14 protein-coding genes are annotated in these 14,465 nt (G+C 49.5%); all 14 read left to right on the top strand.

Features of this window, described 5'->3' with window-relative positions; genetic code table 11:
• Positions 1 to 3 precede the first annotated feature (3 nt).
• The 14 genes from murD (at position 4) to GF409_03100 (ending at position 14,463) form a co-directional block, all read left to right on the top strand.
• Positions 4 to 1,341, top strand: coding sequence for a UDP-N-acetylmuramoyl-L-alanine--D-glutamate ligase (murD, locus tag GF409_03165; GenBank protein MBD3426214.1), 1,338 nt, complete (start codon positions 4 to 6; stop codon positions 1,339 to 1,341).
• On the top strand, positions 1,338 to 2,426 hold the full coding sequence (ftsW, locus tag GF409_03160) for a putative lipid II flippase FtsW (GenBank protein MBD3426213.1): 1,089 nt from the start codon (positions 1,338 to 1,340) through the stop codon (positions 2,424 to 2,426). Before murD ends, ftsW begins: the two co-directional genes overlap by 4 nt.
• Complete coding sequence (murG, locus tag GF409_03155) at positions 2,423 to 3,529, top strand: undecaprenyldiphospho-muramoylpentapeptide beta-N-acetylglucosaminyltransferase (GenBank protein ID MBD3426212.1); 1,107 nt, start codon at positions 2,423 to 2,425, stop codon at positions 3,527 to 3,529. The genes ftsW and murG overlap by 4 nt, the downstream gene beginning before the upstream one ends.
• Positions 3,516 to 4,913, top strand: a complete 1,398-nt coding sequence (gene murC / locus GF409_03150; protein ID MBD3426211.1) for a UDP-N-acetylmuramate--L-alanine ligase — start codon at positions 3,516 to 3,518, stop codon at positions 4,911 to 4,913. Before murG ends, murC begins: the two co-directional genes overlap by 14 nt.
• Positions 4,891 to 5,805, top strand: a complete 915-nt coding sequence (gene murB, locus GF409_03145) for a UDP-N-acetylmuramate dehydrogenase (GenBank protein ID MBD3426210.1) — start codon at positions 4,891 to 4,893, stop codon at positions 5,803 to 5,805. Before murC ends, murB begins: the two co-directional genes overlap by 23 nt.
• Positions 5,806 to 5,813: 8 nt before the next feature.
• Positions 5,814 to 6,758, top strand: a complete 945-nt coding sequence (locus GF409_03140) for a D-alanine--D-alanine ligase (protein ID MBD3426209.1) — start codon at positions 5,814 to 5,816, stop codon at positions 6,756 to 6,758.
• A 21-nt stretch (positions 6,759 to 6,779) separates the two neighbouring features.
• On the top strand, positions 6,780 to 7,577 hold the full coding sequence (locus GF409_03135; protein MBD3426208.1) for an FtsQ-type POTRA domain-containing protein: 798 nt from the start codon (positions 6,780 to 6,782) through the stop codon (positions 7,575 to 7,577).
• Positions 7,578 to 7,589: 12 nt separating this feature from the next.
• Positions 7,590 to 8,642, top strand: a complete 1,053-nt coding sequence (locus GF409_03130; GenBank protein MBD3426207.1) for a hypothetical protein — start codon at positions 7,590 to 7,592, stop codon at positions 8,640 to 8,642.
• Between the two features lie 410 nt (positions 8,643 to 9,052).
• Complete coding sequence (proC, locus tag GF409_03125) at positions 9,053 to 9,853, top strand: pyrroline-5-carboxylate reductase (GenBank protein ID MBD3426206.1); 801 nt, start codon at positions 9,053 to 9,055, stop codon at positions 9,851 to 9,853.
• Between the two features lie 2 nt (positions 9,854 to 9,855).
• A complete protein-coding gene (locus tag GF409_03120) occupies positions 9,856 to 10,152 on the top strand; it encodes a YggT family protein (protein ID MBD3426205.1) in 297 nt (98 codons plus the stop codon).
• 4 nt (positions 10,153 to 10,156) lie between these two features.
• Positions 10,157 to 10,378 (top strand): DUF167 domain-containing protein, encoded by a 222-nt coding sequence (locus tag GF409_03115; protein ID MBD3426204.1) that lies wholly within the window; start codon positions 10,157 to 10,159, stop codon positions 10,376 to 10,378.
• A complete protein-coding gene (gene mtnP, locus GF409_03110) occupies positions 10,375 to 11,238 on the top strand; it encodes an S-methyl-5'-thioadenosine phosphorylase (protein MBD3426203.1) in 864 nt (287 codons plus the stop codon). The genes GF409_03115 and mtnP overlap by 4 nt, the downstream gene beginning before the upstream one ends.
• Before the next feature lie 2 nt (positions 11,239 to 11,240).
• Positions 11,241 to 14,054: an isoleucine--tRNA ligase gene (gene ileS, locus GF409_03105; protein ID MBD3426202.1), complete on the top strand. Its 2,814-nt coding sequence runs from the start codon at positions 11,241 to 11,243 to the stop codon at positions 14,052 to 14,054.
• Positions 14,047 to 14,463 (top strand): hypothetical protein, encoded by a 417-nt coding sequence (locus GF409_03100; GenBank protein ID MBD3426201.1) that lies wholly within the window; start codon positions 14,047 to 14,049, stop codon positions 14,461 to 14,463. Before ileS ends, GF409_03100 begins: the two co-directional genes overlap by 8 nt.
• Positions 14,464 to 14,465 lie beyond the last annotated feature (2 nt).

Genomic DNA, 14,465 nt, shown 5'->3' with positions numbered 1-14,465 from the left:
GTTATGATAGATTTACGCGGAAAAAAGGTTCTTGTGGTCGGTCTGGGTTCCAGCGGCCGTTCGTCGGCGGAACTTCTCCAATCAAAAGGTGCACTGGTCAAAATAACCGAAGGAAGCGACAGTGACCCTATAAGAAAGAACCTGGAGCGGGTTAAGGATTTAGCTGCCGGCTGGGAGATAGGCGGGCATACCGAGAAATTCTGCCTGGATACAGATCTGGTGGTTACAAGTCCCGGGGTTGATCCGCAGGCCCTGCCGCTTGATGCGGCCAAAGCTGGGAAAATACCGGTCATCGGGGAGCTTGAACTCGGATATCTTTTCACGAGGGCTCCCATAATCGCGGTTACCGGAACTAACGGCAAAAGTACAACGACAAAGCTCATCGGCAGGATCCTTTCAATGTCGGGAAGAGACGCGGTCGTCTGCGGGAACATAGGCAACCCCCTGACCGGGGAGGTGGAAAACCTCCGGGAAGATAGCATAGCGGTAGTGGAAGTAAGCTCTTTTCAGCTTGAAACAGTGAAAAGGTTCAGACCGTTTATCGCTGTTCTGTTGAATATTTCAGAAGACCATTACGACCGGCATGGCGATCTTGCCAGATATACCGATGAAAAGTTCAGGATATTCGCAAATCAGCTTTCAGATGACTGGGCGGTTCTGCACTCCTCTTTTCGCAAGGAGGAGAGGACCGGCGCGATAAGCAGCAGAAAGCTCTTTTTCGGGAAGGAAGGACCGGATATGGTCATAGGCGACGGTACTCTGGTTACTCCTGAGGGTGTTCTTCTTAAAGAGTCTGACATGGCCCTGAAAGGGGTCCATAATCTCGAGAATGTCGCTTCAGCTGCTATCGCAGCAAGAATAATGGGGGTCGATGACGGCTGCATCAAAGAGGCTGTCAGAGGATTCAGCGGACTTGACCATAGGTTCCAGACAGTAAGCCAGATTGACGGGGTGAGGTATATCGATGACTCCAAAGCGACCAATATCGATGCCACGCAGAGAGCCCTGGAATCCGTTGAGGGGAAAGTGATCCTTATAGCGGGGGGAAGGGACAAGGGAGGGGACTATAGATCCATTTTGAGGCCAGTGCGTGAAAAGGTCAAGAGGATCGTGGCCATAGGAGAAGCCGCAGATAAGATCAACGAGGCTTTTTCATCTTATATTCCTGTTGACAGTGCCAAAGACATGTCCGAAGCGATAAGAGTTTCTGCCGAATGTGCCGCGGCGGGGGATACCGTGCTGTTATCACCCATGTGCTCAAGTTTCGACATGTTCACCGATTATAAACACAGGGGCGTTGTTTTTCAGCGTGAAGTGCGGAGGATGACCGAAGAAAAATGAACAGGGACGCGAGAATAGTTTTACTGGCTCTATGCGTGCTGCTTATGCTGGGCATGGTCATGATATATTCTTCCAGTGCAGTTTATGCTCACGGGGAATTCGGTGACAGCCTGTATTTTGTTAAAAGACACATGCTGTATCTTGTGATGGGGCTGGTACTGGCGGCAATTCTGATGATGATGCCCGTGGGCCTGATCCGGGATTCGGCAAGAGTGGTTCTTTTCGCCTCGCTGATCCTTCTTGTTGCGGTGCTTGTACCCGGGATAGGCAGGGAGATAGGTGGTGCCCGCAGATGGATGAGGTTCTTCGGGATGGGGATACAGCCTTCAGAGCTGGCTAAGTTCGCGCTTATACTGTATCTTGCGGATTTCACTACACGCAGGCGGTATATAATACAGGACCTCAGATATGGTTTCCTGCCTCCGCTTTTCGTTATCGGTCTTGTGGGAGGACTGGTTCTTGTCGAACCGGATATGGGCACGGCTGTTGCCATGCTGTTCATAGGGCTAGTGATGCTGTTCGTCTCCGGGGCCAGGATGAAGCATCTCATATCCATTTCGCTGGCCGCTCTGCCTGTTCTGTTTTACGCGGTCGTCTGCAAGCCTTACAGGCTCAGGAGAGTGCTGGCATTCTGTAATCCCTGGAAAGATGCACAGGGGGCGGGTTTTCAGCTTATACAGTCCTTTATAGCACTTGGATCGGGAGGGATTTTGGGGGTAGGACTTGGCAACTCCAAACAGAAACTGTTCTATTTGCCGGAATCACATACTGATTTTATTTTTTCGATAATCGGTGAAGAACTGGGTTTTCTGGGGACGGCGTCGGTTCTTTTGCTTTTCGCGGCGATGATATGGTTCATGTTAAGGCTCGCTCTTAAGATAAAAGAACAATTCGCTTCGCGCGTTGTTTTGGGGGTGACGGTCATGATAGCTTTTGAGGTTATCGTCAATATCGGTGTTTCCACCGGTGTGTTTCCGACCAAGGGACTTCCCCTGCCTTTTATAAGTTACGGAGGAAGTTCCTTGGTATGCCATCTGGCGGCTATGGGCGTGGTTTTTAATATGGCGAGGAGGGTGGAGGAGTGAAGGTGATACTCGCGGCGGGAGGTTCCGGAGGTCATATATTCCCTTCAGTGGCCCTGGCCCATGAACTTGAAAAAAAAGGCCTTCGGGATATCTTTTTCGTATCGAGCAAGAGACGTCTTGACAGGAACATTTTGAAAGATGTCGGGCACGAATGTTTTTTTCTTTCGGTCAATCCCATGCCTCTCAGGTTCCGGCCGCTGCGCGTGATCGGGTTCATCCTCAAGATAATCACTGATACATTCGCCTCGCTCTATATCCTCGCCAGAGTAAAGCCCGATGTCGTGGTGGGTTTTGGCGGATATTCTTCAGGTACTATAGTGGCACTTGCCAAAATGTTCAGGATCCCGGTTCTGATACACGAACAGAACCTTCTGCCCGGCAGGGCGAACAGGATATTGTCACGTTTTGCCGACAGGATAGCGACAAGCTTCCCCGGGTCGGGGAAATATTTTCAGACTGCCGGGAAAAATGTGGTATATTCCGGGAACCCGCTCAGAGTTGATATGCTCTCCAATGACAGGAGGCGGTCCGCTGAACGGTTGGGGCTGGACCCTGATAAATTCACTGTACTTGTCATGGGAGGAAGCCAGGGATCGACATTCCTGAACAGGACCGCGTCCGAGGCGGCAAAGCTCATAAGCGATCAGAAAGGAGGCAGTATCCAGTTCGTACACCTTACTGGAAGAAACGACATAGAGCAGGTCAGGGAGTATTACAGGCTCAATGCTATAAGCGCGAAGGCCTTTTCGTTCCTTGATCAGGTGGATGATGCCTATGCCGTAAGTGATCTGGCGATAAGCAGGTCCGGGGCGGCGGCCGTTTTTGAGCTGGCATTGTACGGAAAACCCATGATACTCATACCGTATCCTAACCCCAAGAACAACCAGAGGTACAACGCAAAGTATTTTCAAGAAGCGGGAGCAGCGCTCTACAGGGAAGAAAAAGCCCTTACTTCCCGCGGACTTGCCGAAGATGTTGTTGGCCTTGTGGAGGACGAGCGAAAGCGCTCGTCCATCTCACGGGCAGCGAAGAGTCTCAGCGTTCCGGATGCGGGTAGAAAGCTGGCCGAAGAAGTGATAAAATTAGCTAATGAAAATGAATAAAGTGCATTTCATAGGGATAGGCGGGATAGGCATGAGTGCCTTGGCTCATATTCTGCTAAGCCGGGGGATAAAGGTTTCGGGTTCAGACCTCAGGCCAAACTCCATAACCGAACGTCTCGGGCAGAAGAGCGCCACTATATACAAGGGGCATTCTGTCGATAACCTTTCGCAAGACATTGATCTGGTTGTCGTTTCCACATGCATAAAGCCGGGCAATCCGGAATTGGTAAAAGCCCGCCAGATGAACCTTAAGGTTATTTCCAGAGGCGCGCTTCTCAAAAGACTTATGGAGGAAGCGTCACTATCCGTCGCGGTCACCGGAACACACGGTAAGACTACCACCAGCGGTCTTATAGCTCACGTTGCCCATGGTTGCGGCCTGGAACCGACCTCTGTCATCGGCGGCGAGCTTGAAAGTATCGGCGGCAACGCGAAGAACGGCAAGGGCGAGCTTTTTATCGCTGAGCTTGATGAAAGCGACGGTTTTTTCAGGAATGTATCATGCACTCACGGAGTCATCACCAATATCGAAAAAGAGCATATGGAGCATTACGGGTCCATGCAGAATCTGCTGGGCGCTTTCAGAGAGTTTATAGGACGAATAGACCGGAATGGGACATTCTTTTACAACGGTGAAGACTATCATTTGCTCGATATGGCTCTCCGGTCGGGGGTAAAAAAGGTTGATTTCGGTATAGGAGCCGCTCACAAGGTATCCTGCAGGAACTACATCTGTGCGAAGAACATAGAGTTCGATCTTTATCTGGATGGCAGAAAAAGTGTCAGGATAAAGAGTCCGCTTATCGGGCGGCATAACTTGATGAACATGCTCGCAGCCATATCGGTCTGTCTGGAGCTCGGTATAACGCCCGAGGATATTGCCGGATCAGTGGAATCCTTTCGCGGAGTAGGAAGGAGGTTCGATCGGATCGGCAAAGTGGGAAATATAGAGATCATCGAGGATTACGCGCATCACCCTACAGAGCTTTCTGCCGTGATACGGGCGGCGAAAGATTACGGTACAGGCAGGGTCGTTTCCATCTTTCAGCCACACAGGCATTCCAGGACTCGGGACCTTGCGGATGAGTTCATCAAGTGTTTTGCCGATTCGGATATTTTGATATTGACAGACGTGTATTCAGCGGATGAGGATCCTATCGAGGGTTCTGATATACATGACGTATATGGGAAGATAGACCGCAGCTGTTTCGAGATACTGGAGTTCGTCGAAATGAACGATATACCAGAGTACGTTTCGGGTATAGTTAAGGAAAAGGATGTAGTCCTTGTCCTCGGGGCAGGAGATATAAGGAACATATCGGGCAGGCTTCTTGATCAGATAAGAAAAAGAGAAGAATACAATGGGTCAACTGATGCAGGATAGATTTCAGAAGGTGTGGGATAATTTCGCCAGCAGGGTAACTTACGAGGAACCTCTCAGCGAGCATAGCAGGATAAGAATAGGCGGAAAAGTTTTTGCCTGGGTAAAGGTCTCTGACACCGCGGAGCTTGTTAAGCTTCAGAGGATGATAAAAAGCATGGGGATGCGTTATATCGTAGCCGGCAACTGCAGCAACATACTTTTTCCTGACGGGACGCTTGAAGCGTTCATGCTTGAATTGGCCGGGGAGCCTTTCCGGGGGATAGAACTCAAAGGAAGGGAAGTGTATGTCGGAGCCGGGGTCTTGTTAGCGGACCTTATATCATACTGTTGTGACCGGGGTCTTTCCGGTCTGGAAGGGCTTGTGGGCATACCGGCAACGGTAGGAGGAGCTCTGGCGAATAATGCTTCCTATAAGACAACGATCAGTGACCGTCTTTTGAGAGTAAAGGTTCTGGACAGGGGGCTTAACGAGTTCTTCATCGGCAGGGAGGATATCAAGTTCAGTTACCGGTATTCGTCCCTGCAGGAGACAGGCACCATAACTGGGGCGGTTTTCTCCATGGATAAATCAGGTCCCGAAGAGTTGAAAGAAAGATGTAAGGATCTTTTTCGCGAGAAAATGCAACAGCAACCGCTTGAGAGGAACACTCTGGGATGTGTTTTCAAGAACCCTTCGGCAAGCAGGTATACCAGCGGCCAGATGATAGAGGAGGCCGGCATGAAAGGTAAAAGGGCCGGCGGTGCGGTCATCTCCGAGAAACACGCTAATTTCATCGAGAATACCGGGGGGGCTAGAGCTTCGGATGTCCGCCATCTCATCGATCGGGTAAGAACGGTTGTGCGGGAAAGGTTCGAAGTGGACCTGGAGACTGAGATCGAGATCATAACGTAACTTGCAGCATGACGACATATATTGAAATATTGAACAGGTATAAAGTAGGAGTTCTTGCGGGGGGACCGTCCAACGAGAGACGCGTAAGCTTAAGAAGTGGTGAGGCGGTCAGCAAGGCACTTGTAAGTGCCGGCATCGACAGAGTAATACTGCTGGACGTGACAGAGGAGGATTTTGACGATATCATCCATGAATCCGGCATAGATATTGCCTTTATAGCCCTTCACGGCAGGTTCGGTGAAGATGGCACAGTGCAGAGAGCCCTGGAAAAGATGGAGATACCCTATACTGGTTCCCGTCCGGAATCCTCCGCGCTTGCTCTGGATAAGCTTTCCTCCAGAGCGCATTTCATCGATAACGGGCTTGATGCTCCGGACTACATGGTTGTCCGACGGGGGCAAGATATCAGTGAACTTGATATCTGGTTGCCTTGTGTGGTTAAGCCCAGATTCGAAGGTTCGAGCATCGGTCTTTCCATTGTAAAAAGCGAGGCGGAGCTTATAGCAGCGGTCGACAAAGCCTTCGCTTTCGGTGAGGAGGTTATAATTGAGAAGTTCATCCACGGCAGGGAGATCACCGTGGGTATCCTTGCGGAGAAGCCCCTGCCGGTCGTCGAGATAGAGGCAAGAGGCGGGGTGTATGATTTTGAGGCGAAATACGAGGCCGAAACGACCAAATACATAGTGCCAGCCGAACTTAGTAAGAAGGAATATCTGCTGGCACAGGATACCGCTTTGAAGGCGCACAGGGCTATCGGCTGCCGGGGTTTTTCAAGGGTTGATATGCGTCTTTCGGCCGAAGAGAGGATGTACGTGCTCGAGGTAAATACTATTCCGGGTCTTACCCAGAGGAGTCTTTTTCCCATGGCCGCGGAAGCTGCCGGGGTGGACTTTCCGCTTTTATGTGTTATCATGCTTTACGGAGCTCTTAATGAGAACATGGAAATATGGTGATCGAAAATAAGGAGAATTCTCGTGGCAAGAAAAAAAAGAACAAGAAAGCCTAAGAAGAGATCCCGCAGGTCCAAAGGATCCTCGGCAGGAGGTTTTCCCTCAAGGTTGTTTGTGACGGCCCTTGTCGCCGCAGTGCTTATGGGCGGGGCGGTATATGGAGTTTGGTATTTCTTTCTCAATAGCGAGTTCTTTGCGGTCAGGGATATCATTGTGAACAAGGACCAGGATTACTCATTTCACGCGGGGGAGCGGTATCTTTTGAACAGGTACAAGGGAAGGAATATCTTTACCGTAAACGCAAGGCAGGTCCAGACGCTCGTAAAAAGCGATTATCCGCAGTTCAAAAAGGTCGAGATAAGAAGAAGGTTCCCGGATGTCCTTGAAGTTGATATCGTATCAAGGGAGCCGATGGCAATAATCGAGTCCGGAGGGGGCATAGTCATAGATTCAGAGGGCGTTGTTCTCAATGTGGGAGAGGTCAGGAAGGGGCTTGTGAAAGTGCGTGGTATAAGCTTTTTCCTCAATATGCCCGAGCGGGGGGAGAAGATAACCAGCGGTGCTCTGGACAGGGCACTGCTTTTACTTGAGATATTGCGGAAAAAGATGGGCTCGGAAAAAGCCAATATTGAATACATTGATATCTCCGACAGGAATAATCTTGTCCTGGGAATTTACGGTGCCAAGGTCAAAATGGGCTCGGAAGATTTTTTCAAAAAGACCCAGCAGCTCAGGGATATAATCAACGACCCTAATATTAACATGGATGATATACGCTATATAGATCTGAGATTCGATGATGCGGTGATCGCTCCGAAATAGCGAGGCTAATGAATGAACAAATATTTTGCTGCTCTAAGCGTCAACGGGAATGAACTTTCCACGGTAGCCGCCAGGTGGAACAAAAACGGCGATTATATCCTGGAAGGGTTTTGCCGCACACCGTCGAAGGGTTTCGCTAAAGGCATGGTCGTTGACCAGTCGCTTGCGACCAACACCGTATCGGCGGCGCTTAACAAGATCAGGGAGAAGACAGGCAAAAAGATACGTGATGTTTATCTGGGTGTCAGTTCCACATCGGTGGATCTTGTCAGTTCCACGGGGATTGTGCTTCTTTCAAAGTATGGTAGGGAAATAACCGGGAATGACCTGACAAAATGCGTGAAAATAGCGTCCACGATAAGGACACCGCTCGACAAGGAACCCCTGCACAGGATAGTTAGGGGCTTTTCGATTGACGGCGATGGGCATATAGCCGATCCGCTGAATCTTGAAGGTGTTAAGCTTTCAGCGGACGTTAACATCGTTACGATAAATTCTTCGGTACTTCGCAACATGTCAAAATGTGTAATGCAGGCGGGTTTCTTGTCCGTGGGGTTCGTTTTCTCGGGGCTGGCTTCATCTTACAGAGTGCTTAACGAAGATGACCTCAAAACAGATGCTGCCGTTTTTGACATATCGAGCGATCTTACCGAACTCATGGTTTTTTCAAAGGGCCGTATGATCGGCTGCAAGGTGCTTTCCGCCGGATCAGGATCGGTTCTGACCGAAAACGGAAAAATAGATACCGAAGCTTTGGACAGGTTGCCTGAACGCGTAATCGCTCTTCAGGGGTGGAGTAAGGTCGAAAGGATCGTTATTACCGGAGAAGGCGTGCTGAATCCGGATCTGATAGAGGCTGTTGATGAACTTTTCACTCAGCCTGTCAAAGCTGCCAGCTGTATAGCTAAACCGTTCGAAGACCTTCCGCCGGACAGGGCAGGATATACCGGCAGCCTGGGGATACTGGATCATCTGCAGCAGGAGAAAAAGGCGGAAAGAATGGGCTGTAACATCCTGCAAAGGGGTTATTACAGGATATTAAGTTTCATCGACAGGTATTTCTAAAACAACTTTCTTTTTTGCCTAAGTTCTTTAATCAGAACAAAGTACGGGTGTTAGAAAAACAACATTTAGCTAACTATATCTTGTTCTAACAACTGAAAAATGCTATAATATTTATATTATAAGAGGGTAGGGCCAGATCGTATTGGTCCGAGATAATCCCTGAATATCTTTGTCCGAAAGATATAGCAAAAAGCTTGGCGCGTTTTTAGAAAGCCAGATCCCCGGCTAGACGGGTGATCTGGCTTTTCTTTACAAAAATGATATTTGGCTATATGTTCTGGATTATCTGTTCTTTTTACCGCCTTTGAAAACGCATTGCCCCTGACTAATATGTTCATATACAATTATTGACATCATGCGTAAATTATGATACTTTTAACCATTACTATAATTAATTGGACAGGCTAATTATGCAAAAGTTCACTGTAGGTATCATAGGATGCGGTAATATGGGCAGTGCCATCGCCAGGGGAATGGTCGAAGGTGATGATCTGACCCCGGATTCTATCTCATTATATGATAAGGACATAGAAAAAGCCGAAAAGCTCGCCAAGGCGATCGGCGCCTCGGTACGGGAAACTCAATCACTCGTAACAGGGTCGGATGTTGTCATTCTATCGATAAAACCGCAGGATGCTGATGAGCTTCTCACGCAGATAGCCGGCTACCTGAACGGCCAGCTGATATTGTCCGTAATGGCGGGGGTGACCATTAAGTCCATAACCGAGAAGCTCGGCAGGGAGGTTCCCGTGGCCAGGGCCATGCCTAACATGGCGGCGTTCGTTTCACAGAGTACGACCTCGGTCGCGTTCAATGAACTTGTGACCAATGCTCCGCAGATCAAAAGTATTTTTACCGGTATAGGAGATGTCGTTGAGATAGAGGAGACCCTTATGGACGCGGTGACCGCGCTCTCGGGCAGCGGACCGGCATATTTGTTTTATCTGGCTGGAGCCATGATAGAGGCCGCAGTGGAGATGGGGATCGATGGTGCGGCGGCAGAGAAGATGGTGGGCCAGACCCTCTTCGGAGCTTCTTCTCTTTTACGCACCTGCCAACAGTCGCCTCAAGAGCTTACCGAAAAAGTCGCTTCCAAGGGAGGCACTACTGAAGCGGCGCTCAAGGTTTTTGAGGCAAAACACCTGAAAAGCATAATAAAGACCGCTATCAAGCGAGCAAAAAAGCGGTCTGAGGAACTTTCAAAGGGGTAGAGATGTTCGTTTTATCAGAGATTATCAGAAGCCTGGCTTTGCTTATATCTTTGCTGTTTAACGTTGTATATTTCATCCTGATAATAAGGATCATTCTTTCGTGGGTTAATCCTGATCCCTACAACGAGATCGTTCAGATAATATACAGGATCAGCGAGCCCATACTTGCGCCTTTCCGGAGGTTGCCGCTTCAAATGGGGGCCATAGATTTTTCGCCCATACTGGCGTTCATAGTCCTCAGCGTGCTGAGGAACTTTATAGTGAACCTACTTTACAGCATAGCATACAGAATGGGGTGATCGCTTGCGGCTCGAGGTAAAGGTTTTTCCGAAGTCACAAAGGGAAGAACTTGTTGAAAAGGACGGAATGCTCAAAGCTTATGTAAAGGCCGCTCCGGACAAGGGTAAGGCCAATAAAGCTCTGGTGAACCTTGTAGCTAGGGAGTACAAGGTCAAAAAAAGTGATGTTACCATAGTTGCGGGGCAGACCAGCCGTAAAAAAATACTGGAGGTATCGGGATCATGAATAGGATCGGGATAATCGGTGGCAGTTCCCTCTATCAGATCGAAGGTCTTGACGTTAAAGAAAGGAAGACCCTCTCCACCCCTTTCGGGGAGCCATCCGATGAGTTCGTTGTAGGAAACTTGGCCGGCCGTGAGGTTGTGTTCCTGCCGAGGCACCAGAGGACCCACAGCCTTTTGCCCACCGAGATCAATTACAGGGCTAACATTTTCGCCATGAAGATGCTGGGTGTGGACAGGATAATATCCGTTTCAGCTGTGGGCAGCCTACAGGAAGAGGTCAAGCCTCTGGACATACTTCTGGTCGACCAGTTCATAGACAGGACCAACCAGGGAAGGTCCACTACTTTCTTTGGTGATGGGATAGTGGCTCATGTTGCTTTCGCTCAGCCTGTCTGCATGGAGCTCAAGGACCTGATCTATGAAGCCAACAAGTCCCTTGATGTCAAGATACATGACGGGGGCACCTACATAAACATGGAAGGGCCGGCTTTTTCCACCAAGGCCGAGTCGTATCTGTATAAAAGCTGGGGAGCCGATGTCATAGGCATGACCAACATTCAGGAAGCCAGGCTGGCGAGGGAAGCGGGCATATGCTATTCGACCATAGCGATGGTCACCGACTATGACTGTTGGCACCTGAGCCCGGAGGTAGAGACCGTATCGGTGGACGTGATACTCGAGAACCTGAGCAAGAACGCTGCTAATTCCAAGAAGATGCTGCTTGAGACCATCAAAAAGATGCCGGTGGAGAGAACATGCACCTGCGGGGAGGCTTTGCGCAAAGCTATAGTTACTGCAAGGGACGCCGTGCCGGCCGGCACCCTGGAAAAACTCAAACCCATACTTGAAGGTTTTATATAAAGATGAGCAAGGAAAAGACCAAGAATTACAAGGAAACGCTGAATCTTCCCAAGACCTCCTTTCCGATGAAGGCGAGTCTGCCCACGAGGGAACCGGAGATCCTGAAAAAATGGCAGGAATCGGCGATATACAGCAGGATATTGGATAGCCGCAGTGATGCGGCCAGGTCATTCATCCTTCATGACGGTCCTCCCTATGCCAACGGGCACATACACATGGGCCATGTTCTTAACAAGATGCTCAAGGACATATGCGTTAAGTATTACACCATGCAGGGCTTCAGGGCCCCGTATATCCCGGGGTGGGATTGTCACGGTCTGCCTGTTGAACACCAGCTTTTCAAGGAACTGAACATCTCGAAGCATGATATCGATCAGGTTAAATTCCGCAAGAAAGCTTATAAGTATGCTATGAAGTTCGTTTCCATTCAGTCCAAGGAGTTTGAAAGGCTAGGTGTTTTCGGTGACTGGCAGAACCCGTATCTTACCCTGACGAAGGACTACGAAGCCGACATATTGGCCAGTCTGGCCGAACTCTACCGAAAAGGTTACATCTACAAGGACCTTAAACCAGTTAACTGGTGCAAGGAATGTGAAACAGCCCTGGCTGAAGCTGAGGTCGAATACGAAGAGAAGACCTCACCTTCGATATACGTTAAGTTCAAGGCGGCTGAAGAGATCGCCGGCAGACCGGTTTACTTTGTCATATGGACAACCACGCCCTGGACACTGCTGGCGAACGTGGCAGTGGCCTTGCACCCCGATTTCACCTATGCTTTCGTGCAAGTTGCAGGGCAGGTATGGGTCATGGACGAGGACAGGGCCGAACACCTGATGAAAAAGGCCGGCGTGGGATCATACAGGATAATTGACAGGCAAAAGGGCCGTGAGGTCATCCAGAACTTCGAGCCTCTTGAGCATCCTTTCATGGAGAGGGAGTCCGTTCTGGTTCCTGCCGATTATGTCACCAAGGAGGATGGTACAGGATGCGTCCATACCGCTCCCGGTCACGGGCAGGAGGACTATTTGACAGGTAAAAAGCATGGCCTTCCTGTTATCATGCCTGTTGACGACAGGGGCAGGTTCAGGGAAGAGGCCGGGGACTTTGCCGGAGAAGACGTAATAAAAGCCAATAAGGGTATAATCGAAAAGATGCGCCGTGAAGGCTCTCTTATCTACTCCGAAGAAGTGAGGCATTCTTATCCGCATTGTTGGAGATGTAAAAAACCGATAATATTCCGTGCTACCGAACAGTGGTTCATGAGCATAGACCATGACCGGCTGCGTGACAGGATGGCGAGAGCTATAAAGCAGAACGTGCATTGGATACCTCCTGCCGGCGAAGAACGCATCGGCGCGATGGTGAAGATGAGGCCTGACTGGTGCCTCTCCCGTCAGAGGTACTGGGGCGTGCCAATACCGGCGTTCAAATGCGAGAAGTGCGGAGAAGCTTTCACAAGTGCTGAAGTAATACAGAAAGTGTCCGATCTGACGCGGGAGGCCGGAGCTGACGTCTGGTTCGAAAAAAGCCTGGATGAGCTTTTGCCTGAAGACACAAAGTGCGGATGCGGCAGTGATAAGTTCAAAAAAGAGGATAATATCCTGGACGTGTGGTTCGACTCCGGCGTGAGTCACAAGGCCGTTATTGACGCGCGGGCGGAGCTCTCTTATCCTGCTGACCTTTATCTGGAAGGGTCTGACCAGCACAGAGGCTGGTTCCAGGCGGCTTTAATTACGGCTATGGCCACCAAAGGCGAACCGCCCTACAGGAAAGTGCTTACCCACGGGTTCGTTGTTGACGGGGAGGGTAAAAAGATGTCAAAATCGGTCGGCAATGTCATAAGCCCCGATGAAGTGATGAAAAAATACGGTGCGGATATACTACGTTTGTGGGTCGCCTCCAGCGACTACGTGGGGGATATCAAGCTTTCCGGTGAGATCCTCGAGAGGCTGGCTGACGGATACAGGAAAATAAGGAACACATTTCGATTTCTGCTAAGTAATCTTTATGACTTCGATCCGGAGACTGATCGAGTGCCGCTGGATAAGATGGAGGAGACCGACAGGTGGATGCTGTCCTCGCTTTACGGGCTTACCGAAAAAGTTACCCGCCATTACGATAACTGGGAATTCTACAGGGTGTACAGGGCCGTTTATGATTTCTGTGTATATGAGGTCAGCGCTTTTTATCTTGACGTAATGAAAGATCTGTTGTATATACTTTCACCGGATGATTCTGCTAGAAGGTCGGCCCAGACCGTAATGTACAGTCTACTGCATACCCTGGTGCGTATCGTCGCGCCCATACTGTCATTCACCGCCGAGGAGGTCTGGTCGCATTTACAGCTCAAGGGAAAGGCTGAGAGCGTTCATATGTCCTACTGGCCGGACATCGAAAAAGAGATGCCCGGATGGGAGGATAAACAGCTGGACGCCAAATGGGAGCAGAAACTCAGGATAAGGGACCACATCATGAAATCCCTTGAAGTGAAGCGCGAGCAGGGTCTTATAGGAAGCTCTTTAGAGGCAAAGGTTACGCTTTATTCCAAGGATGGTCGCGAGCAGAGTCTTTTAGAGGAGGAGCAGCACCTTCTTTCCGGTCTTTTCAAGGTTTCCCAGACTAGGGTTTCCGAAAAGGACGAAGAGGGCATGGAGGACGTTCCGGGGACGGACCTGAGAGTTAAAGTAGAAAGAGCATCGGGACAAAAGTGCCAGAGATGCTGGAATTACAGTGAAAACGTCGGGAAGAACAAAGAACACCCTGATCTGTGCCAAAGGTGTTATAATGTAATCTCGGAAAGGAGTGACAATGGCTAAGAAGAAAAGCAAGGGCAAAAAGACCAAGCCATTTACCAAGAAAGAGCTGGAATCGATAAGGAAACAACTAGTCAAAGAGAAAGCCAAAATACTGGAAGAGATAATCAGTCTACAGGGGGATTCTGTAAAGAAATCGCTTAAAGATGCTTCCGGGGACCTTTCCGGTTATTCTTTTCATATGGCGGATATGGCGACCGATCTTTATGACAGAGAGTTTTCTCTTGAGCTGGCCGAAGCTGAAAGGGACAGGCTTTATGAGTTGGACGATGCCATTAAGCGCATAGATGAAGGCGAATATGGCGAATGCAGTTCTTGCGGAGCCAAGATCTCGAAGCAGCGTCTTAAATTCATGCCCATGGCGGAACTTTGCATAACATGCCAGGAAGAAAAAGAAAAGAACGAAAAGTAGTA

This window comes from Candidatus Omnitrophota bacterium (assembly GCA_014728045.1).
GTDB lineage: Bacteria > Omnitrophota > Gorgyraeia > Tantalellales > Tantalellaceae > WJMH01.
The sequence above is the reverse complement of the archived record's forward strand: the minus strand, read 5'-3'. Positions and strand labels throughout refer to the sequence as shown.